Origin of the sequence: Microcella alkalica (genome assembly GCF_014137945.1) — a bacterium.
GTDB lineage: Bacteria > Actinomycetota > Actinomycetes > Actinomycetales > Microbacteriaceae > Microcella > Microcella alkalica.
Genome location: NZ_JACGWX010000001.1, coordinates 793401 through 813675, shown reverse-complemented (window position 1 = coordinate 813675; position 20275 = coordinate 793401). Strand labels below are relative to the sequence as shown.

The 20275-nt window shown below is 73.1% G+C and carries 20 protein-coding genes, 1 tRNA gene and 1 pseudogene; 10 read left to right on the top strand and 12 right to left on the bottom strand.

What is annotated here, in order from left to right; genetic code table 11:
- Position 1: 1 nt before the first annotated feature.
- The 6 genes from tatA to FHX53_RS03865 form a co-directional block, all read right to left on the bottom strand.
- Entirely contained in the window at positions 2–214 is a 213-nt protein-coding gene (gene tatA / locus FHX53_RS03890) for a twin-arginine translocase TatA/TatE family subunit (protein WP_182489997.1), read from the bottom strand.
- A gap of 74 nt (positions 215–288) precedes the next feature.
- Complete coding sequence (locus FHX53_RS03885) at positions 289–1281, bottom strand: helix-turn-helix transcriptional regulator (RefSeq protein WP_182489996.1); 993 nt, start codon at positions 1279–1281, stop codon at positions 289–291.
- Positions 1274–2290: a helix-turn-helix transcriptional regulator gene (locus FHX53_RS03880; RefSeq protein ID WP_182489995.1), complete on the bottom strand. Its 1017-nt coding sequence runs from the start codon at positions 2288–2290 to the stop codon at positions 1274–1276. Before FHX53_RS03880 ends, FHX53_RS03885 begins: the two co-directional genes overlap by 8 nt.
- 7 nt (positions 2291–2297) lie before the next feature.
- A complete protein-coding gene (locus tag FHX53_RS03875; protein ID WP_182489994.1) occupies positions 2298–3266 on the bottom strand; it encodes an FKBP-type peptidyl-prolyl cis-trans isomerase in 969 nt (322 codons plus the stop codon).
- 29 nt (positions 3267–3295) lie between these two features.
- Positions 3296–4297 (bottom strand): tRNA (adenine-N1)-methyltransferase, encoded by a 1002-nt coding sequence (locus FHX53_RS03870; RefSeq protein WP_182489993.1) that lies wholly within the window; start codon positions 4295–4297, stop codon positions 3296–3298.
- Positions 4294–5001: an HAD family hydrolase gene (locus FHX53_RS03865; RefSeq protein WP_343050790.1), complete on the bottom strand. Its 708-nt coding sequence runs from the start codon at positions 4999–5001 to the stop codon at positions 4294–4296. Before FHX53_RS03865 ends, FHX53_RS03870 begins: the two co-directional genes overlap by 4 nt.
- Before the next feature lie 81 nt (positions 5002–5082).
- Between FHX53_RS03865 and FHX53_RS03860 the strand changes: the two genes are divergently transcribed.
- Positions 5083–6021 (top strand): PAC2 family protein, encoded by a 939-nt coding sequence (locus tag FHX53_RS03860; RefSeq protein WP_182489992.1) that lies wholly within the window; start codon positions 5083–5085, stop codon positions 6019–6021.
- Between the two features lie 238 nt (positions 6022–6259).
- Here FHX53_RS03860 and FHX53_RS03855 read toward each other — a convergent pair whose 3' ends face one another.
- Positions 6260–7099: an undecaprenyl-diphosphate phosphatase gene (locus FHX53_RS03855; RefSeq protein WP_182489991.1), complete on the bottom strand. Its 840-nt coding sequence runs from the start codon at positions 7097–7099 to the stop codon at positions 6260–6262.
- A 7-nt stretch (positions 7100–7106) separates the two neighbouring features.
- Entirely contained in the window at positions 7107–8450 is a 1344-nt protein-coding gene (locus tag FHX53_RS03850; RefSeq protein ID WP_182489990.1) for a M20/M25/M40 family metallo-hydrolase, read from the bottom strand.
- A gap of 90 nt (positions 8451–8540) precedes the next feature.
- Between FHX53_RS03850 and FHX53_RS03845 the strand changes: the two genes are divergently transcribed.
- Both FHX53_RS03845 and FHX53_RS03840 read left to right on the top strand, forming a co-directional pair.
- Positions 8541–8624, top strand: a tRNA-Leu gene (locus FHX53_RS03845).
- A gap of 149 nt (positions 8625–8773) precedes the next feature.
- Positions 8774–10210, top strand: coding sequence for an FAD-dependent oxidoreductase (locus tag FHX53_RS03840; RefSeq protein WP_182489989.1), 1437 nt, complete (start codon positions 8774–8776; stop codon positions 10208–10210).
- On the opposite strand, the gene FHX53_RS03835 is transcribed toward FHX53_RS03840, so the two are convergent.
- Together FHX53_RS03835 and FHX53_RS03830 are read right to left on the bottom strand one after the other, a co-directional pair.
- Positions 10149–10856 (bottom strand): Pr6Pr family membrane protein, encoded by a 708-nt coding sequence (locus FHX53_RS03835; protein ID WP_182489988.1) that lies wholly within the window; start codon positions 10854–10856, stop codon positions 10149–10151. The two genes, FHX53_RS03840 and FHX53_RS03835, sit on opposite strands and share 62 nt — an antisense overlap.
- Before the next feature lie 2 nt (positions 10857–10858).
- Positions 10859–11248, bottom strand: a complete 390-nt coding sequence (locus tag FHX53_RS03830; RefSeq protein WP_182489987.1) for a DUF2834 domain-containing protein — start codon at positions 11246–11248, stop codon at positions 10859–10861.
- Between FHX53_RS03830 and FHX53_RS03825 the strand changes: the two genes are divergently transcribed.
- From FHX53_RS03825 to FHX53_RS03815, 3 genes are all read left to right on the top strand, one after another.
- Positions 11210–12115 carry a Cof-type HAD-IIB family hydrolase gene (locus FHX53_RS03825; protein WP_220476083.1) on the top strand — a complete coding sequence of 302 codons (906 nt, stop codon included), beginning with the start codon at positions 11210–11212 and terminating at the stop codon, positions 12113–12115. The genes FHX53_RS03830 and FHX53_RS03825 overlap by 39 nt on opposite strands.
- A 78-nt stretch (positions 12116–12193) precedes the next feature.
- Positions 12194–12586 (top strand): DUF7882 family protein, encoded by a 393-nt coding sequence (locus tag FHX53_RS03820; RefSeq protein WP_343050789.1) that lies wholly within the window; start codon positions 12194–12196, stop codon positions 12584–12586.
- Positions 12583–12858: a hypothetical protein gene (locus FHX53_RS03815; protein WP_182489986.1), complete on the top strand. Its 276-nt coding sequence runs from the start codon at positions 12583–12585 to the stop codon at positions 12856–12858. Before FHX53_RS03820 ends, FHX53_RS03815 begins: the two co-directional genes overlap by 4 nt.
- 10 nt (positions 12859–12868) lie before the next feature.
- On the opposite strand, the gene FHX53_RS13525 is transcribed toward FHX53_RS03815, so the two are convergent.
- Positions 12869–13285 carry a hypothetical protein gene (locus FHX53_RS13525; RefSeq protein ID WP_246335387.1) on the bottom strand — a complete coding sequence of 139 codons (417 nt, stop codon included), beginning with the start codon at positions 13283–13285 and terminating at the stop codon, positions 12869–12871.
- Positions 13195–13695, bottom strand: a pseudogene (locus tag FHX53_RS14140) (alpha/beta hydrolase); the annotation flags it as partial. The pseudogene FHX53_RS14140 and the gene FHX53_RS13525, both read right to left, overlap by 91 nt.
- Here FHX53_RS14140 and FHX53_RS03805 point away from each other — a divergent pair.
- The 4 genes from FHX53_RS03805 to FHX53_RS03790 all read left to right on the top strand — a co-directional run bounded on the left by FHX53_RS03805 (position 13664) and on the right by FHX53_RS03790 (position 20271).
- Positions 13664–14311 (top strand): TetR family transcriptional regulator C-terminal domain-containing protein, encoded by a 648-nt coding sequence (locus FHX53_RS03805; RefSeq protein WP_182489985.1) that lies wholly within the window; start codon positions 13664–13666, stop codon positions 14309–14311. The pseudogene FHX53_RS14140 and the gene FHX53_RS03805 overlap by 32 nt on opposite strands.
- A gap of 78 nt (positions 14312–14389) precedes the next feature.
- Complete coding sequence (locus tag FHX53_RS03800; protein ID WP_182489984.1) at positions 14390–15181, top strand: hypothetical protein; 792 nt, start codon at positions 14390–14392, stop codon at positions 15179–15181.
- On the top strand, positions 15181–16749 hold the full coding sequence (locus FHX53_RS03795) for a DNA polymerase Y family protein (protein ID WP_182489983.1): 1569 nt from the start codon (positions 15181–15183) through the stop codon (positions 16747–16749). Before FHX53_RS03800 ends, FHX53_RS03795 begins: the two co-directional genes overlap by 1 nt.
- 45 nt (positions 16750–16794) lie before the next feature.
- Positions 16795–20271, top strand: a complete 3477-nt coding sequence (locus tag FHX53_RS03790; RefSeq protein ID WP_182489982.1) for an error-prone DNA polymerase — start codon at positions 16795–16797, stop codon at positions 20269–20271.
- Positions 20272–20275 lie beyond the last annotated feature (4 nt).

Genomic DNA, 20275 nt, shown 5'->3' with positions numbered 1-20275 from the left:
CTCAGGACTTGGGCGCGGTGTCGGTCCCCTCCGCGGTCGGCGCGGCCGACGGCGCCGGTTCGGCGGGAGCGTCGGGATTCTTCACCTCGCTGCGGAAGATCTTCATCGACTGCCCGAGGCTGCGCGCGAGCGCGGGAAGCTTCGGCGCCCCGAACAGGAGCAGGATGACGACGAGCAGAATCAGCGCGTGCCAGCCGGTCAGGTTACCCAACATGGTGATCGTCCTTACGGGTGCGGATGAAGAGTCCCGAGTCTACCCGTCGGTGCCGTGCGAGCGCCGAGCTCTCGCTAAGACGATCTCGTGTCCGCCTCATCGACCGGTTCGCCGAGAGCGGCGCGCGCCCACGCGGCCGCCGCGCGGCGCGCCTCCGGCGGCGCCGTGATCGCACCGACCCCGGCGATGCGCGCCGCCAGTCGGCCGATCACGCCCTCGTGGGCGAGCGGGATGCGCGCGATCGCGCGATTGCCCGCGTACTCGACGGAGTCGTCGGCTCCGAGGTAGTCGGACAGGAGCGGGAGCGCGCTCGCGGGGAGCTCGACCGTGACGAGCAGGTCATCGGCGTCGCTTCGGAACAGCTCCCCCGCGTCGGTCGTGCTCGGCGCGTGCGACTCGGCCGGGCCGATCGCCTCGGCGCTCGCCATCCGGTCGAGCCGAAAGGTGCGCTCGGCGTCGCGCGTCAGGCACCAGCCCCGCAGGTACCAGACGTCGTCGACCGATTCGAGACGGATCGGGTCGACGTCGCGCTCCTCGCGGTCCCCGCGCGTCGTGACGTAGTCGATGCGCAGGCGGTCTCCCGCAGTGACGGCCGCCGCGACGGTCTCGCGGAGGGCGTCGGAGGACCGCGACTGCACCGAGACAGGGGCGACTTCGCCACTCGCGCCCCTGGCGAGCTTGGTCATGAGGCGCTCGACGTCGGCGCGCTCGCTGAAGCCGGGCATCGCCGACACGGCCTGGAGCCCGGCGAGCAGGGCCGCCGCCTCCCGGGAGGACAGGCGGGGCCTCTGATCGAGGGGCGCGCTGCGGAAGCGGATGATGTCGCGCTCCTCGAAGTCGTCCCAGTCGATGTCGAACAGACCCTGCGGCAGATACAGTCCGTCGGGCCCCGGGTCGCCCGTCCCGGTGAGGTAGCCGACCAGGGCGCGCATCTGATCGGGAGTGACGTCGAACTGGGCGGCGGCGTCGGTGACGCTCACCCGCACCTCGTCGATGAGGTACGGCACGAGGCCGAGCAGGAGCGCGAGCTTGTCGCCCGCGCGTTGGGGCGGCCGCCGCTCAGCCATGAGTGTTCACCACTTGGCGCCAGCGATCGAGCATGGCCTCGCGCACCGGGTCGGGGCCGACGACGCGGATGTCGGCGCCGAAGGCGGCGAGCTCCTCGGCGAGTACCGCGAGGTCGGTCGTGCGGACGATGAGGGTCTCGCCCTCGACGACGGTGCCCGCACGATTGCGGAGCACGACATCCGCCTCGCTGCCCGGCCTGGCCGCGACGGTCGCTGTTGTCCGCTCGAAGACGTCCTGAAGCTCGCGCTGCACTCGCGCGGCCTCGTCCGGGCGAGGGGCGCGTGCCTCGACATCGTCGATGCGGACGGCGCCGACGATGCGGCGCAGCAGGAACGTGCGCGGAGCATCCACCCCTTCGTCATGGGCGTGCAGATGCCAGCGGCCCTCGTGGTTGACGAGCGCGAGCGGCGAGACGCTACGCAGCTCGGGCTCGGCGGCGCCGGGCTTGAGGTACGGGAAGGAGACGCGGCGGCGGCGGTCGATCGCCTCCGCGAGCGGGTCGTGCGCCGACTCGCGCGCGCGGATCGACGGAGCGAAGCCGATGACGCTCTGCTCGACTGCGTGGCCGAACGACTTGAGCTTCGTGAGCGCGCGGCGCGACTGCTCGGAGAGCGAGCTCTCGCGCCAGACCTGAGCGGCGAGGCCGAGCAGGGCGACCTCTTCGGCCGAGAACTCGATGTCGTCCGGCAGCTGGTAGAGCGATTTGGGGATGCGATAGCGCTGCAGCCTCGTGTCGCCCTCGGCGCCCAGCTGGTCGACGGTCTCGAGCGGGACGCCGAGCTCGCGAACGTCCTCCTTGTCGCGCTCGAACTGCCGCTCGAGGCTCGCCCGGTCGGCCTCATCGTCGAAGCGCTCGGCGTAGCCGGCCACGGTCGAGAGGATGTCCTGCTTCGTCAGGCCGTGCTCGGTCGCCATGAGGGCGAGGATGAGGTTGAACTGCCGCTGCTCGGGGGGCACGCGCCGATGCGCCGGCCCGGCCGCATCGCCGGTCGCGCGTCGCCCAGCCATGCGAGGACTACTCCTCGATGCCGAGGAGGTCGACGACGAACACCATCGTCGACCCGGGCGGGATCGACGCGGGCGCCTGGCCTTCGGGATAGCCGAGCTCGGGCGGGATCACGACGACGAGCTGCGAGCCGACCGTCTTGCCCTCGAGCGCCTCGGCGAGGCCGGGGACGATTCCCCCCGGGTCGTCCTCGAAACTCGTGACGGGGAAGGTCGACGCCGCCCCGCGGTCCCAGCTGGAGTCGAACACCTCGCCCGACTGCCACACGACGCCGGTGTAGTGGAGCACCGCACGATCGCCCGCCTCGAGAGCGGCGCCGTCGCCGAGGAGGAGGACGTGGTCGATGAGCTCCTCCGACGGATCCTCGTCGGGGATGGTGATGCCGGGCACGCCCTCGGGGGTCGTGACGACGGCGGGGACGCTGGAGGCGCCGAGCTGCGGAGCGCCGTCGGCCTTCGCGAGGTACGCCGCCTGGATGTCGATGACGAGCACGACCGGATCGTCGTCCTCAAGCCCCGTCTGCGGGTCGAGCGCGGCCGCCCCGAAGACGTCGGCGATCGTCGCGGTCGCGGCGATGCGCGAACCGACCTCCGCGCACTGGACCGCCTCGGCGATGATGTCGATCTCGGCGCCCGCCGTCCGGCGCAGCGGCGCGGCCTCGGGGTCGTACGCGGAGGCCGTGATGAGCTCGCCGGTCTCGCCGTCGAAGAGGCTCACCTGCAGGTCGACGATCTGACCGGCATCCGCAACCTCGCCGTCGCCGGGCACGAGGACCGCCTGCTGGGGGCCGTCGCTCGACAGCGGGGTCGGGAACTCCACATCCGGCGGCGAGAGGAGCGCGCCCGTAGCGTCGACGAAGCCCGGCTGCGTGCCCGTCGGCACGGCGGGAGCGCAGGCCGCGGCGCCCGAGGGAGCACAGGCGGTCAGCGTGCCCAGCATGACGGCGGTCAGGATGATGGCGGGTGCGGAAGTGCGCACGGAACCTCTTCTCGGATCGGGTGCGGCCGTCAGAACTCTACCGGGGCGTCGCCCGCCCGCTTCGCCGAGCGCTCGGCGAGCGACTGGGCCTCGCGGACGGCCTTGCGCAGGCGCTTGGGACTGGCGACGCGGTCGCCGAGGGCGCCAGGGGTCCAGATCTCGACATCCTCATCGCCGTGCTCGGTCTTCGACCCGCGCTTGGCCTTGACGAAGCGCGCGGTGCCGTCGGCGAGGCGCCGCGCAGTGAGAAGGAATCCCGTGTGGGCGACCATGCGGTGGTCGGGACGGACGGAGAGGCCGTCGACGTTCCAGCCGCGCACCATCGTCTCGCTCGACAGCGGCTCGGTGAAGCGATCGGCGGCGCGGATCGCCTCGGCGACGCGGCTCAGCTGGGTGGCGGTCGCGACGTAGACGACGAGCACGCCGCCGGGGGTGAGCGCGTCGCCGACGGCCTCGAGGCACTCCCAGGGTGCGAGCATGTCGAGGACGACGCGGTCGACGGTGCCGTCGGCGCAGGTCTCGGGCAGGGCGACCTGCAGGTCGCCGATCGTGATCGTCCAGTTCTCGGGAGCCTCGCCGAGGAAGGCGGAGGCGTTGCCGCGGGCGATGTCAGCGAACTCCTCGCGCCGCTCGAAGCTCAGCAGTCGGCCGGTGGGGCCGATCGCCCGCAGGAGCGAGAGCGAGAGCGCGCCCGAGCCGACGCCCGCCTCGACGACGGTCGCGCCGGGGAAGACGTCGCCCATCGCGACGATCTGACCGGCATCCTTCGGGTAGACGATCGCGGCGCCGCGCGGCATCGACATGACGAAGTCGTTCAGCAGCGGGCGCAGCGCGAGGTACGGCACGCCGCTGGAGTTCTCGACCACGCTGCCGTCGGGCAGTCCGATGAGCGACTCGTGCGGGAGGACCCCCCGATGGCTGTGAAAGGCCTTGCCGCGCTCGAGCGTGACGGTGTTCAGTCGGCCCTTCGGGTCGGTGAGCTGAACCTGGTCGCCCTCGACGAACGGGCCGGACTGGCGGCGGAGGGTCATGCGGGGGCTCCCGTCGTGGGGTGGAGGTGACGGTGGCGCTCGAGCGCGGCCGACAGGTCGGCGACGCCGCGCCCGTCGAGCGTCGTCCACAGCTCGTGGGTCGGCGCCTCGTGCAGCGTGACGTGGCACGGCACGCCGATCGTCGCGGCGCCCGAGGAGACCGCCGAGACGAGACCGAACTCGCTGTCCTCGATGGCGACGCAGTCGCGGATGCCCACCCCCAGCCGGTCGGCGGCCGTCAGATAGGGCTCGGGGTGGGGCTTCGGGTTCGTCACATCGTCGCCCGCGATGACGACGGCGAAGGCGTCGTCGCCGATCGCGGCGGCCACGCGCAGCGCCATGCGCCGCAGCGACATGGTGACGAGGGCGCTCGGGATGCTCGCCTCGCGCAGTGCGGCGAGCAGCTCGCGCGCGCCCGGCCGCCAGGGGATGGCGATCTCGATCTGCGCCATGACGTGATCGGTGAGGCGCTCGATGATCTCCTCACGGGGAAGCGCGACGCCCGCCTCCTGCAGGACGCCGGCGGCGTCGGGGAGGCCAGAGCCGACGAGCCGGAGGCCGTCCTCCTGCGTCCAGACCCCGCCGAACGAGCCGACGAGCTCGGTCTCCGCGGCGAGCCAGTACGGCTCGGTGTCGACGATCGTGCCATCCATGTCCCACAGGACTGCGGCCGGTACGGCAGGGGTTCCACTCGGTGCGGTCACGACGGGCCAGTCTAGTTGCGTTCTATTGTGGGAACCGCGCTGCGGCGAAGGGCCGGCGGCGCGCGACCGAGAGCGAGCGATGTGACCCAGAGCGACCTGTTCCGAGGCGGCCGACTGCTCGTCGTCGCCTTCGAGGGCTGGAACGACGCGGGCGAGGCGGCGAGCGGAGCGGTCAAGGCGCTCAAGGAGGTGCTCGACGTCGTGCCCATCGCCGACGTCGACCCGGAGGACTACTACGACTTCCAGCTCAACCGGCCGACCGTCGAGTTCGACGAGGACGGCAAGCGGCGGGTCCGCTGGCCGGGCGTCACCTTCTACGGCCCCGTCAACAACGACGGCCTCCCGCGCGAGATCTCGCCCGATCGCTCAGCGGGCGAGCGCATCCTCGACGTGAGCGGCACGAACCACGACAACATCTACCTGCTGCTGGGCACCGAGCCCTCCCGCGGGTGGCGCACCTTCGCGACGGAGACGATCGACCAGGCGCTCACCGCGGACATCACGGGCATCGTGATCCTCGGCGCGCTGCTCGCCGACGTACCGCACTCGCGACCCATCACGGTGCACGCCTCGAGCGAGAACGCCCAGGTGCGCGAGGAGCTCGGCGTCGAGCGCTCCAGCTACGAGGGCCCGGTCGGGATCCTCAGCATCATCGCCGCCGCGGCCGAGGAGGTCGGGATCCCAGTCGTGTCGCTCTGGGCGTCCGTGCCGCACTACGTGCACAACGCCCCCTCCCCCAAGGCGACGCTCGCGCTACTCGACAAGCTCGAGGAGTTCGTCGACGTGACGATCCCCCGCGGCGATCTCGTCGACGAGGCGCGCGCGTGGGAGGACGGCATCGACGCGCTCGCCGACGACGACGACGACATGAAGTCGTACATCGTCTCGCTCGAGCGCGCGCGCGACGCGGTCGAGGCGCCCGAGGCGAGCGGTGAGGCGATCGCGCAGGAGTTCGAGCGCTACCTGCGCAAGCGCGGCGACGACGAGCCGCCGCAGTCGGCCACCGAGCCTCCCGCGTAGGGCGGGCATCCGCTCGCCGCGGGTTCAGGGGTGGCGCACGTGCCGTTCCCGCGCGCGTCCGCGATCCCGACTCCGCCGGCGGACGCACCGGCGGAGGCGCCTGCCGCGCGGCGGGTCGGACCGCGATGTCGGTCTGGCGGACATCCGTCGTCGCCGTCGCCGTCGCCGTCGCGGCGAGCGCGAGGGGCGGATGCGCGGCTCGCGCGCGATCGACCTCCACCCCGGCGCGCCCGCACCCCTAGAGCGGGTTGATGACGCCCAGGCCGAGGAGGATCAGCAGGACCGTGCCGAGCACGACGCGGTAGATCACGAAGGGCAGGAACGAGCGCGTCGAGATGTAGCGCATGAGCCCCGCGATCACGAGGTACCCGACGCCGAAGGCGACGAGCGTCGCGGCGAGGATGTCGAGCGGGCCGAAGGGGCTTGTGCTCGGCTCGCGGAAGGCCGTGATCAGCTCGTAGAAGCCGCTGCCGAACACGGCGGGCACGGCGAGCAGGAAGGCGTAGCGCGCCGCCGCCGGTCGCGAGTAGCCGAGCGCGAGGCCCATGGTCGTCGTGGCGCCCGAGCGCGAGACTCCCGGCACGAGGGCGAGCATCTGCGCGGCGCCGTAGAGCAGGCCGTGCGGATAGGTGAGCTCGTCGAGCTCGCGCGTGCGCCGACCGAGCCAGTCGGCGAGACCGAGGATGAGCCCGAACACGATGAGCACGATCGCGACGAGCCAGAGCGAGCGGAAGGTCGAGCGGATGTACTCCTGCGCGAAGAAGCCGACGAGCACGATCGGGATCGTGCCGATGATGATGAGCCACCCCATCCGCACATCCGGGTCGGTGCGCGGCACGCCGGAGGTCGGCGAGAAGTGCCGGAACCAGCGGCCGATGATGCGTGTGATGTCCCTCCAGAAGTAGAGGAGCACCGCGAGCTCGGTGCCGATCTGCGTGATCGCGGTGAAGGTCGCGCCCGGGTCGGTGGCGCTCGGGAGGATCTCGCCCGCGATGCGCAGGTGAGCGCTCGAGGAGATCGGCAGGAACTCCGTCAGGCCCTGGATGAGCCCGAGGATGATCGCTTCGAGGAGGGACACGCGGCTCCTAGTAGGTCGAGAGCAGGTCGGTGAGGGCGCGGTGGCCGAAGTCGAGCGCGCTGAGCGGTACGCGCTCGTCGACGCCGTGGAACATCGCCGGGAAGTCGAGGTCGGGAGTGAGCTTCAGGGGAGCGAAGCCGTAGCCGGTGATGCCGAGCTCGCTGAGCGCCTTGTTGTCGGTGCCGCCGCTCAGCAGGTACGGGATGACCTGGGCCTCGGGGTCGTGGCGCATCAGCGTTGCGACCATCGCCTCCACGAGGGCGCCCGAGAACGGATTCTCGAGCCCGACGTCGCGCGTGACGACCTCGATCTCGACCTCGTCGGGGAGCATCGCTCGGATCTCGGCGAGCACGGCGTCCTCCTCGCCGGGGAGCGTGCGGATGTCGATGAGGGCCTCCGCGGAGTCGGGAATGACGTTGTGCTTGTATCCGGCCTTCAGGAGCGTCGGGTTGCTCGTCGTGCGCAGGGTCGCCGTGAGGAACCCCGCGGCAGTGCCGGTGCGCAGCAGCAGCTCGTCGGCGCCGGCGCCGTCGGGCCCCACCGCCTCGGGGTCGGTGCCTATGATGCGCGAGAGCTCGGCGAGCAGCTGCGTCGTCGTCCCGGTGAGCCGCACGGGCCACTCGCGCCGGCCGAGCAGCGCCACCGACTCGGCGAGCTTCGTCACGGCGTTCTCGCGAATGACGCGCGAGCCGTGCGCCGCCGTGCCTCGCGTGCGCAGACGGATCCATACGAGGGCCTTCTCGCCCGTCTGCAGCAGGTACGCGCGCTGGCCCTCGATGTCGACCGAGTACCCGCCGACCTCGCTGATCGCCTCGGTGGCTCCCGTGAAGAGCTCGGGGCGGTGCTCGACGAGGTGGTGCGAGCCGAAGGCGCCGCCGTTCTCCTCGTCGGCGAAGAACGCGACCACGAGATCGCGGTTCGGGCGACCTCCAGCGGCGAGGATCTCGCGCAGGGAGGTGAGGATCATCGCGTCCATGTTCTTCATGTCGACGGCGCCGCGCCCCCACAGCATCCCGTCGCGGATCTCGCCGCCGAACGGATCGACCGACCAGTTCGCGGGGTCGGCGGGGACGACGTCGAGGTGCCCGTGGACGACGAGGGCGGGGCGCTCGCCGCGGGTCGTGTCGACGGGGTTCGCGTAGCTGCCCTCGACGCGCGCGACGACGCTCGTGCGGCCGGGCGCCGCGTCGATGAGCTCGGGCTTGAGCCCCATCTCGGAGAGGAACGCGGCGACGTACTCGGCCGCCTCGGTCTCGCCGTTGCTGCGCCCCTCGCCGTGGTTCGTGGTGTCGAATCGGATGAGGTCGCGGGCGATGCGAGCGGTCTCGCCGAGCTGCTCCTGGCCTGCCATGCCGACCACGCTACCCCGGGTGCTGGCGGCGTCTCGGAACGTGCTATCGTCGTCTCTCGGTTGCCCCGCCACGGCGGAGGAACCTGACCAGCGCGGGTGGCGGAAATGGCAGACGCGCTAGCTTGAGGTGCTAGTGCCCGAAAGGGCGTGGGGGTTCAAGTCCCCCCTCGCGCACGCTGGTCGGTGAGCGATCACCAACCAACCAGAACTGGTTGAGACAGTCCGCATCGCAGGATGCGGTGAACGGCCCCGAGGCTCCGGCCCGGGGCCGTTCTGCTTTCCGCGGGCCTCGTCGTCCGCGGGTAGGCTCGCCCGCGATGGGCGTGACACGGCGAACCTTCCTGATCGGGGCCACGGGCCTCACAGCCGCCGTGCTCGCCGCGTGCTCCGATGAGCGCCCGCAGCCCTCCCCCGAGCCGACGCCCGCTCCGCCGGTCGGCGCGCCCCGACCCTCGGGCGTCGCCCGCAGCGACTGGCTCGGAGACTCGTTCTCGCGCGGATCGTCGAGCTACCTGCCGGTGGGCGAGTCGCCGCGACTGCGCGAGGATCTCGCCGCCCCCTGGCGCGATCGGCTGTTCTTCGCCGGCGAGGCGACGTCGACGGATGCCCCCTCCACCGTTCACGGGGCCCTCGCGTCGGGCGAGCGCGCCGCCGCCGAGATCCTCGGGGTCGCCGCGCCCGGAGAGCGCGTCGTGATCGTCGGGGCGGGCATCGCCGGCGCGGCCGCCGCTCGCCTGCTCGTCGACGACGGCCCGGAGGGCCTCGAGGTCATCGTCCTCGAGGCGCGGGGCCGCACGGGGGGCCGCATCCACACGATCGAGAGCGGCGCGTGGCCCGGGCCCGTCGAGCTGGGCGCCCAGTGGGTCCGCTCGATCGCCGACCACGACCTGCTCGAGCGGCTCGTGCGCGTCGGCGTCGAGATCGCGATCGCGGATGCCGCGCTCGCGCTCGATGACGAGGGGGCGACGCGGCCGATCCCCCCGGCCGGCCAGCCGCCATCGCTCGAAGCGGCGCTGCTGCCCGTCATCGCGCGCGCCCGCGCCGCCGCCGAGACGGTCGAGCCCGACGTCGCCCTCGCGACCGCGCTCGCGCTGCTGCGCCCGTGGTCGGAGGATCCGGGCCCCGACGGCGGTCCGAGCGAGCGGCAGACGATCGCGCTCGCTCTCGCCGCGCTGGTCGAGCCGCGGCTCGGCGCTGCGAGTGGCGTGCTCTCCGCCGGTCCGGGGCTCGACGAGCTCGCGCTCGGCGCCGAGAACCTCGTGACGGGGGGCTGGGCCAGGCTCGTCGACGCCCTGCTCGACGACGTCGATGTGCAGCTGTCGAGCCCCGTGACGGGCGTCGCCGTCGGTGAGGACTCGGTGAGCGTCCGCCTCGGGGTGGGCGACTCGTTCTCGGCCGACCGCGTCGTGCTGACGGCGCCGCTCGGCGTGCTGCAGCAGGGGGGCATCGACCTCGAGCTGCCTGCGGTGAAGGACTCCGCGATCGCGCGTCTCGGGGTCGGCGCGATCGAGACGATCTGGCTGCGGTACGCCGAGCCGTTCTGGGACGAGGAGGCGGCGCTCTGGGTGCTCGCCGACCCGGAGGCGGCCGTGCCCCTGTGGCTCAACCTCCAGGCCGTGACAGGGGAACCCGTGATCGTCGGCGTCGTCGCGGGCGCGCGGGCGATCGGCTTCGGCGCGCTCGGCGAGGAGGATGCGGTCACCGCTGCGCTCGCGGGGCTGGCTCCCCTCGTGGGGGCACGAGAGCCCTCGGGCGACTGAGGGACAGCATCCGCTCGAGGGGGATGCGCGGCAGGAGGCGCACGACGGCCGCGACGAGCGCGAACAGACCCAGCGCCGCCGCCCCGTACGCGAGCAGCTCGATCACGCCGCTCACCTGGTCGGGATCGAGGAAGAAGTACGGGTACCAGCCGACGATCGCGCCGCGGATGAGCGTCACGAGGCCCCAGCCGAGCGGGTAGCCGACGACGATGAGCAGGACGCGCGGATCCGTGCGGCGCTCTCCCGGCGAGAGCAGCCAGTCCAGGAGCAGCCAGGCGGGCAGCACGAAGTGGAGCAACTGGTCGCTGAACGGCACGTCGAGCCGGTAGCCGCGGGTCGCCGCCTGCGAGGCCAGGAGGGCGAAGACGATGCCGGCCACGAGCATCAGGCTGAGGACCGCGACGCGGGCCACGGGCATCCACGCCGGATCGCGCGAGCGGCGCAGCGCGATCGTGCCCGAGACGATGCCGAGAGCGATCGCCGCGATGTTCGACTGCACGGTGAGGTAGCCGAAGAAGTTCGACGCGATGAAGACGCTGAAGCCGAGCCCGTACTGGAAGCGGGCGACGAGCGCGATGACCCCCACGAGGGCGGCGAGCAGGCGCAGGCCGCCGACGACCCGCCGTGCCGTCGCGCGCTCGCTCACCGTTACGAGGGTGCCATGCCCTCCGCGCGGTCGGCGATGGCGAGCTCGGCGAGGCGCCGCTCGCGGTTCGCGAGGAACAGCGGGAACGTGAACGCGATCGCCGTGAGTCCCGAGAAGACGATGTACGCCCACAGGTGCCTCATGCCCAGTCGCCGCCCCTCGATGACGATGAACGCGCAGCCGGCGACGGCCATGATGAGGAGGTCGGTCGTGAGCGAGCTCACGGCCGGGCCATTATTGAACCAGTCCCCCAGGAAGTCGTTGCGCTGAAGAATCGCGATGACGTTGTACGTCCACGTGCCGACGAGGCCGATGATCGCGAGAACGAGGAACACGATGGCGCGAGGAGTCCAGTGACGGGTCAGGCTGCTCGGTCGGGTGGATCGGGTCATGCCGCCATCATCGCCCCGTTCGGCCTCCTTCTCGACGTCGATGGGCCGATCGCGAGCCCCGAGTCGCGCACGATCGCGCACCCCTCGATCGTCGCCGACCTGCTGACGCTCGCGCACGCGGGCGTGCCCGTCGCGTTCGTGACCGGTCGCAGCGACGCGTTCATGCGCGAGCAGGTCGTCTCGCGCCTTCTCGAGCACGGGATGCGGGACGACGCCGCCCTCTTCGGCGTCTTCGAGAAGGGCGGAGCGTGGGCCCCGATCACGGCCGCAGGTCTCGGCGAGGTGCAGCTCGACCCCTCCGTCGCCATTCCTGCCGAGGCGCGGGCGGAGGTCGAGACGATCGCCCGTGACCGGTTCGACCACGCGATGTTCGTCGACGAGGGCAAGCGCGTGATGGTCTCGCTCGAGCAGCGCGTCGACGTGTCGTCGGAGATCTACCGGGGCGCCCAGGAGAAGTTCGAGGAGGCGGCGTTCGCGGCGCTCGCCGACCGCGGCCTCGGCATCCGCCACGGCGATCGGGTCTCCGCAGACTCCGACGGCGCCGTGCCTTTCCGCATCGACCCCACGATCATCTCGACCGACATCGAGTCGGTTCGGCTCGACAAGGACCATGGGGCCGAGCGCGCCATCCACTGGTTCGCCTCCCGTGGGGTGACGGCACCGCGCTGGTACTCGGTCGGCGACTCCCGATCGGACTACCTCATGGCCGATCACGTGCATGCGGTGGGCCTCGAGGCGGTGCACGTCGACGTGCGCCCGGCCGATGGGGTGCTCGACCGCCCCTACCCGATCGACGTGCGCGGCGACCTCGTGCACGATGCGGCAGGCGCCGACTTCCTCCGCGAGCGAGTCGCCGCGCTCCGATAGCGGTTACCCTGGAGGGGCCGACTCGAACGAACCTGCCGGTGCACGTCCTGCTCGCGGTGCGCGAGCAGCGTCTCGAACGTGAAGGGCCGCATGGGCCAGCTGATCTACGCGTCCACGTTCGAAGCGCGCTTCGACGATCGGGTTCTCGCACATCTGCAGATCGTCATCGTCGCCAAGCTCCGGCGCCAGGAGTCGTTCGCGTTCTCGTGGTCGAAGCCGCGCGAGGAGGGCAGCGGGCGGGCGAGCCTGTGGCTCCACCCGGCCATCCCGCTCGTGTTCACCTTCCACGGCGGCCGTACCCCCACCATCAGCCGCGCCTGGGTCGAGGCGCTCATGGCCTCTGCCAACAGCTCGGGCGGCCTGCGCATCGTCCCCGAGCCGACCGGCGCCGCTCCCGCGGTCATGCGCATCGATCCGACCCTCACCATCCCGAACGACGACACCGCACTCGACGACGGAGGACGCACATGAGAGTCGTGCAGGCCAGCATCGGTGACAGCCGCAACTACCTCGCCGACAACGAGGATCTGGCCGCGCTCAAGACGGAGATCGTCCGCGCCTGCGCGGTCGGCGGTGCCTTCGTGGATGTCCGGCTCTCGGGCGACCGCGTCCTGAGCGTCCTCATCACCACGACAACTCCCGTCTCCTTCGAGGAGAGGGACGTCGAGGAGGAGGAGTTCCTCGACGACGAGATCTCCGAGAACGGTCGCCTTCACTTCGACGGCGACTACTGGGTCGAGTAGCCCGCGCCGGTCACGCGTCGCGCCGCTCGCCCTGCTTCTCGGCGGCCGCAACCTCATCGGCGAGGAGTCCGACGACCCCGGAGTCGGCGAGCAGAGCCGAATGACCGAGACCCGCGGTGGTGACGAGCCGGACCGACCGGCCCTGCCCCGCCGCGGTCGCGCGCGACTGCGCGGTCGGAACCGAGGCATCCCCCTCGTCGTGGATGACGAGCACGCGCTGCTCGGGGTCGTCGAATCGGGCGACGATGTCGCTCCAGAGGTCGCCCTCGACGAGCTCGCGGATGCCCGGCTCGTCGGCGACGCGCTCGGTGCGCCGTCGAAGCGCGCGGGCCGCCGCGCCGCGCAGGCCCATCTGCGCGACGAAGTGGTCGACGATGAAATCGAAGTCGTGCGCCCCGGCGACGGTGACGACGAGGGGCGCATGCACGCCGCGGCGCACGGCATCGCCGCGGCGATCGCCCCGAACGATTGGCCGATCAGGGCGGTGACGCGCTCGTTCTCGGCGAGCCGGCGGATCGCCTCCACGTAGTCGTAGATGACGGTGCGCGTCCCGGCCGAGTCGCCGTTGCCCGGCGCGTCGAAGGCGACGACGGCGTAGCCGCGGTCGACCAGCGCGTCGACGAGCACCGCGAAGCGCGACGCGCGGCTGCGCCAGCCGTGGACGAGGATGACGACGGGGCGCTCCTGGTCGCCCCTAACCTCGATGGCGCCCCTCGTCGCTCGCTCATGGGTCGCCCGGTCGGCGGGCCGTACGGGCGCGGGCGCGGGCGCGCCGAGCGTCCAGAACAGTCGCAGGGCGATCGCAGTGGCCAGAGGCGGCGCGATCGTGCTCAGCATGGTCATGAGCCTTCGGAACCAGCCGGGGGCGTCTTCACCGTCGCGCGCGGCGATCGTCGACCGCGCCCGCCGCCTCGCGGCCGTCGAGGGCCTGGACGGGCTCTCGCTCGCACGGCTGGCGCACGATCTCGGGATGAGCAAGAGCGGCGTGGTCGCCCTGTTCGGCTCGAAGGAGGCTCTCCAGCTCGCGACCGTCTCGATCGCTCGGGATGTCTTCGTCGAGGAGGTCGTCGCGCCGGTCCTGTCCGTCGCCGGCGGTCTCGATCGCCTGCGCGCGCTGCTCGAGAGCCATGTGCGCTACAGCGAGGCGCGGCGCGAGTCGGGCGGCTGCTTCTTCGCCGCGACGAGCAGCGAGTTCGCCGGGCGTCCGAGCTCCGTGCGCGACGCGATCCTCGCCGCGCGGGCGGAGTGGGACGCCGTTCTGCTGCGCATCGTCGAGCGGGCGATCGGGAAGGGCGATCTCGACCCCGACACGGACGCGGAGCAGCTGGCGTACCAGTTGCGAGCGCTGCTCGAGGCCGCCAGCACCGATGCCCTGCGACTCGGCACCGCCGAGCCTCACCGACGCACGCGCATCGCGATCGAGGCGGTGCTGAGGAGCGCGGGCGCGCCGTAGCGGGAGGCGCGCGCTCCGACACGCCGGCCAATGTCGGTGGCGGTTGCGATATTCGAACCTATGTTCGACCATGGAGGCATGCCCGCTCTCGCCCTCTCCCCCCTCGCGTCGCCCGACGCGGGCCCGGGCGCGGGGCCCGCTGCGGGTGCGCGCCTCCAGACGGTAGACACCGTGCAGGCCCTTCAGGCCCGCATCGACGCGCTGCAGCGCACGACGCTCGACTCGGCGCTCATGCCGATGCTCATGCCGACGCACGAGGCCCTCGCCGACCTGCTGCCCGACGGCGGGCTCAAGGAGGGGGCCGCCTACTCGGTGACTCCGTCGAGCGCGCTCGTCATGGCGCTCCTCGCCGGACCGTCGGCCGCGGGGTCGTGGTGCGGCGTCGTCGGCATGCCCGAGTTCGGGGTCGAGGCGGCGGAGGCCATGGGGCTCGACCTCGACCGCCTCGTCCTCGTGCCGCATCCCGGCGACCAGTGGCTCACCGTCACGGCCTCGATCGCCGACGCGCTCGGCGTCGTCGTCGTGAAGCCCGGCCGCGCCGCGGGCGACGCGGCGGTGGCGCGGCTCGCGAGCCGGCTGCGCGAGCGCGGGTCGACGCTGCTCGTCGTCGGCGCGTGGCCCCAGACCGAGGCGATGATCAGCCTCACCGAGAGCCGCTGGTCGGGCCTCGGCTCCGGCTCCGGCTGCCTCACGAGCCGGGAGGTGACCGTGACGGTGACGAGCAGGCGCTCGCCGCGACCCGTGAGCGGGCGGCTGCTCATGCCCGACCCCGAGCAGGGCATCCGTCGTCTCGACCCGCGCGCGATGCCGCGCGCCGCGGCGCGCACGGCGACCGAGCGGGCCCGCGAGGCCTGGCGCGAGGTCGGCTGATGCTGCGCGCGCTGTGCCTGTGGGTGCCCGACTGGCCGGTGCTCGCGGCGGTGCGCGACGGTGCCGCGCGCGTCGGGGTGCCGCTCGCGGTCGTCGCCGCGAATCGCGTCGTCGCGTGCTCGTCCGCCGCGCGCGCCCAGGGGGTGCGGCGGGGTCATCGGCGGCGCGAGGCGCAGTCGCTGTGCCCCGCGCTCGTCGTGCTCCCCCACGACGACGACCGCGATCACCGGCTGTTCTCGCCCCTCGTCGACGCGCTCGAAGCGCTCGTCGCCGGGGTGCAGGTCGTGCGCCCCGGCCTTGTCATGGTCGGCGCGGGCGGCCCCGCCCGCTACTACGGCGGCGAGCGGGCCGCGGCGCTCGCGCTGCGCTCCGCCCTCGCGGAGGAGGGGGTGTCCGACGCGCGCGTCGGCATCGCCGACGGCGCGTTCACGGCCGATCTCGCGGCGCGGGATGCCCCCGCCGACGCCCCCGTCCGCATCGTGCCGCCCGGCGCGGCGGCGGCGTTCCTCGCCCCGCAGCCGGTCGCGGCGCTCGACGACCCCGACCTCGCGACCCTGCTCGGTCGCCTCGGGGTGCGCACGCTCGGCGAGTTCGCGCAGCTGCCCGCCGAGGCCGTGCGCGACCGCTTCGGCGAGCGGGGGGCTCACCGGCATGCGCTCGCGAGCGCTCGGGATCCGCGCGGGCTCGTGCCGCGCATCCCGCCCCTCGACCTCGAGCGCGTGCTCGAGCTCGAGCCTCCCCTCGATCGCGTCGATCAGGTCGCCTTCGCCGTGCGGCGCCTCGCTGACGAGGTCGTCGAGACCCTCTCGGGGCACCGGCTCGTGGCGACGGCGATCCGGATCGGCTTCCGCGACGAGCTCGGCGGCGAGCACGAGCGGGCCTGGTTGCACCCGCGCTCCTTCCGGCCGAGCGAGATCGTCGACCGCGTGCGCTGGCAGCTGAGCGGCGCGACGCGCACGGCGGGCGCGGCGACGGGCGCGCCGACCGGGCCCGACCTGCGCGCCGCCGTGTCGCGCGTTCGGATCGTTCCCGAGAGCCTCGACGCGCTCGCCCACCACGAGCCGGGGCTGTGGGGCGCGGGGCCCGACGAGCGCGTGCACCACGCCCTCGCGCGCGTGCAGAGCCTGCTCGGGCACGAGGCCGTCCTCACCGCGCAGCGCTCGGGCGGCCGCTCTCTCGCCGAGCGCAGAGTGCTCGTGCCCTGGGGCGACCGCGCCGTCCTCACCCGGCCGCTCGACCGGCCCTGGCCAGGAGCGCTCCCGCAGCCCGCACCCGCGACCGTCTACGCCTCCCGCCACCCCGTCGCGGTGGTCGACGAGCGCGGCGAGACCGTGCGCGTCGACGAGCGGCTGCGACTGAGCGGGTCTCCCGCGGGATTCGCTCCGAGCGCCGGCGGCGCCGTGCGGCCCATCGTGTCGTGGGCGGGTCCGTGGCCGCTCGAGGAGCGCTGGTGGGATCCCGCGCGCGCCCGCCGCGCCCACCGGCTGCAGGTCGTCGACTCCGGGGGCGTCGCGTGGCTGCTCGTGCTCGAGGGTGCGAGCTGGTGGGCCGAGGCGAAGTATGACTGAGCGCGCGGCGGCGCCGCGGCCGGTGCGCGCGGGGCGGCGCCGCTGATGGCCGGCTGGCACAACCCGCCCATCCCCTGGAGCGAGTTCGAGCGCGCTCTGCGCGACGGCACTCGCCCCGGCACCGCGCCGCCGCCCGGCGCCGACGGCGGCGACTCGCCCGCCTGGTCGCACAAGCGCGCCCCGTACCGCGCAGCCGAGCTCGACCGCCCCGACCCCGAGACGATCGTCCCGTACGCCGAGTTGCACGCCCACTCGTCGTTCTCCTTCCTCGACGGCGCCTCGAGCCCGGAGGAGCTTCTGGAGGAGGCTGCGCGGCTCGGACTGCACGGCCTCGCGCTCACCGACCACGACGGGCTCTACGGCGTCGTCCGCATGGCCGAGGCCGCCGAGCCCTACGGCCTCACGACCGTGTTCGGCGCTGAGCTGAGCCTCGGGCTCACCGGCTCGCAGCAGGGCGTCGCCGACCCCGAGGGCACCCACCTGCTCGTGCTCGCGCGGGGGCAGGCGGGGTACCACCGGCTCGCCGCCGCGATCACCGAGAGCCAGCTCGCCGGCGGCGAGAAGGGCCGCCCCGTCTACGACCTCGACGAGCTCGCCGCGCAGGCGGCCGGCGAGTGGGTCGTGCTCACCGGCTGCCGCAAGGGCGCCGTGCGCGCCGCCCTCGGCCAGCGGGCCGTGCCGACGAGCGCGCAGGTCGAGGCGGCGGGCTCCGCGCTCGACGCCCTCGTCGCGCGCTTCGGCCGCGAGGGCGTCGTCGTCGAGCTGATGGACCACGGGCGGCCGCTCGACTCCGTGCACAACGACGCCCTCGCGGCCCTCGCCCGCGATCGCGGCCTGCCCGTCGTCGCGACCGGCGGCGTGCACTACGCGACGCCCGCCCGGCATCCCCTCGCCACCGCGTTCGCCGCGTTGCGCGCGCGACGCAGCCTCGACGACATGGAGGGATGGCTGCCCGCCGCGGGCACCGCCCACCTGCGCAGCGGCGCCGAGATGGCCGAGCGCTTCGCCCGCCACCCCGGCGCGGTCGCGCGCAGCGTCGAGCTCGCCGACGCGCTCGGGTTCCCGCTGCGGCAGGCGAAGCCGCAGCTGCCCGCGCAGGAGGTGCCGGCCGGCCACACGCCGATGAGCTGGCTGCGCGAGCTCGTCTGGGCCGCCGTGCCGCGCAAGTACCCCGACGCGAGCGACCCCGATCGCGCGCGCATCGCCCGCGAGCTCGACGTCATCGAGCAGAAGAACTTCCCCGGCTACTTCCTCATCGTCCACGACATCGTGCAGTTCGCGCGCGGGAGGGGCATCCTCTGCCAGGGGCGGGGCTCGGCCGCGAACTCGGCCGTCTGCTACCTGCTCGACATCACCGCCGTCGACTCCATCGGCTACCGGCTGCCCTTCGAGCGCTTCCTCTCGGCGCTGCGCGACGAGGAGCCCGACATCGACGTCGACTTCGACTCCGACCGGCGCGAGGAGGTCATCCAGTACGTCTACGAGAGATACGGCCGGCGCAACGCCGCCCAGGTCGCGAACGTCATCTCGTACCGGCCGAAGAACGCCGTGCGCGACATGGCGCGCGCGCTCGGGTACTCCGTGGGGCAGCAGGATGCGTGGAGCAAGCAGGTGGAGCGCTGGGGCGCCGTCCTCTCGAGCGACGACCACGACATCCCCGAGCCCGTCGTCGCACTCGCCCAGCAGGTGCTCACCTACCCCCGGCACCTCGGCATCCACTCCGGCGGCATGGTGCTCACCGATCGCCCCGTCGGCGAGATCGTGCCGATCGAGCACGCGCGCATGGAGGGCCGCACCGTCCTGCAGTGGGACAAGGACGACTGCGCCTGGATGGGCCTCGTCAAGTTCGACCTGCTGGGCCTCGGCATGCTCGCGGCGCTGCAGTACGCCTTCGATCTCGTCGACGAGCACCTCGGCGAGCGGTGGGAGCTCGCCACTCTGCCGAAGGAGGAGCAGGCGACCTACGACATGCTGTGCCGCGCCGACTCGGTGGGCGTCTTCCAGGTCGAGAGCCGCGCGCAGATGAGCCTCCTGCCGCGCCTGCAGCCGCGCCGCTTCTACGACCTCGTCGTGCAGATCGCTCTCGTGCGCCCCGGGCCCATCCAGGGCGGCGCCGTGCACCCGTTCGTGCGCCGCAAGCTCGGCGAGGAGCCCATCACGTACGACCACCCGAAGCTCGTCGAGCCGCTCGAGCGCACCCTCGGCGTGCCCGTCTTCCAGGAACAGCTCATGCAGATCGCCATGGCGGTCGGCGGCTGCACGGGCGACGACGCCGACCTGCTGCGCCGCGCGATGGGCAGCAAGCGCGGCCTCGAGCGCATCGAGTCGCTGCGCGAGACCCTCTACGCCGGCATGGCGGGCAACGGCATCACCGGGCGCCTCGCCGACGAGATCTACGGGCGCATCCAGGCCTTCGCGAACTTCGGCTTCGCCGAGAGCCACTCGATCAGCTTCGGCCTGCTCGTCTACGCGAGCTCGTGGCTCAAGCTGCACTACCCGGGCGTCTTCCTCGCCGCCCTCCTGCGCGCCCAGCCGATGGGCTTCTACTCCCCTGCCTCCCTCGCCGCCGACGCCGAGCGGCACGGCGTCGAGGTGCGCACGCCCTGCATCCTGCGCTCCGGCGTCGAGGCGGGGCTCGAGCGCGTCGACCTGACGGTCGACGACCCCTTCGCCGCGGTCGGGGCGGATGCCCGCCGCGCGGCCCCGACGGGTCTCGCCGACTGCGCCTGCCGCATCCAGCCCCCCGTGCCCGAGTTCCGTCCCGACTCCACCGACGGCGACCTCGCCGACTGCGTCAGGCACCGCCGCGACTCCGACCTCGCCGTCCGGCAGGGGCTCGCCGCGGTGTCGGGCATCGGCCGCCCGACCGCGGAGCGCATCGTCGCCGAGCGTGAGCGCGGCCGTCCGTACCGCGACCTCACCGAGCTCGCCTACCGCACGGGGCTCACGGCGGCGCAGCTCGAGGCGCTCGCGACAGCCGGAGCCTTCGACGTGCTCGGCCTCTCGCGACGCGCCGCGCTGTGGGCGGCGGGCGCGGCAGCGCAGGCCCGCCCCGAGTATCTGCCCGGGACGATCGTCGCCGTGCAGCCGCCGCTGTTCACGGATCTCGATGACGCCGAGACGATGGTCGCCGACCTCGTCTCGACGGGGATCACGCCGGGCGACCACCCCGTGCGCTACGCACGCCCCGCGCTCGACCGGCGGGGCGTGCTCACCGCTCTCGACCTCCGCACCGCCGAGCCGGGGCGCCGCGTCGAGATCGCCGGGGTGGTCACGCACCGGCAGCGGCCGGCGACCGCGAGCGGCATCACCTTCCTCAACATCGAGGACGAGACCGGGCTCGTCAACGTCGTCTGCTCGGTCGGGCTGTGGGGCCGCTACCGCCGGGTCGTCCGGGAGAGCCGGGCGCTGATCGTCCGCGGCACGCTCGAGCGCTCGCGCGAGGGCGTCATCGCGATCGTAGCCGACCGGGTCGAGAACCTGCCGCTGAGAGCGACCATCGCGAGCCGCGACTTCCGCTGAACCG

Bases quoted from the DNA above. Each gene is read 5' to 3' on its own strand.
- FHX53_RS03850 (WP_182489990.1), bottom strand. From the start codon at position 8,450: ATGGCAGGCCAGGAGCAGCTCGGCGAGACCGCTCGCATCGCCCGCGAC.
- FHX53_RS03880 (WP_182489995.1), bottom strand. From the start codon at position 2,290: ATGGCTGGGCGACGCGCGACCGGCGATGCGGCCGGGCCGGCGCATCGG.
- FHX53_RS03830 (WP_182489987.1), bottom strand. From the start codon at position 11,248: ATGACCCGATCCACCCGACCGAGCAGCCTGACCCGTCACTGGACTCCT.
- FHX53_RS03815 (WP_182489986.1), top strand. From the start codon at position 12,583: ATGAGAGTCGTGCAGGCCAGCATCGGTGACAGCCGCAACTACCTCGCC.
- FHX53_RS03795 (WP_182489983.1), top strand. From the start codon at position 15,181: ATGCTGCGCGCGCTGTGCCTGTGGGTGCCCGACTGGCCGGTGCTCGCG.
- FHX53_RS03790 (WP_182489982.1), top strand. From the start codon at position 16,795: ATGGCCGGCTGGCACAACCCGCCCATCCCCTGGAGCGAGTTCGAGCGC.
- FHX53_RS03870 (WP_182489993.1), bottom strand. From the start codon at position 4,297: ATGACCCTCCGCCGCCAGTCCGGCCCGTTCGTCGAGGGCGACCAGGTT.
- FHX53_RS03885 (WP_182489996.1), bottom strand. From the start codon at position 1,281: ATGGCTGAGCGGCGGCCGCCCCAACGCGCGGGCGACAAGCTCGCGCTC.
- FHX53_RS03800 (WP_182489984.1), top strand. From the start codon at position 14,390: ATGCCCGCTCTCGCCCTCTCCCCCCTCGCGTCGCCCGACGCGGGCCCG.
- tatA (WP_182489997.1), bottom strand. From the start codon at position 214: ATGTTGGGTAACCTGACCGGCTGGCACGCGCTGATTCTGCTCGTCGTC.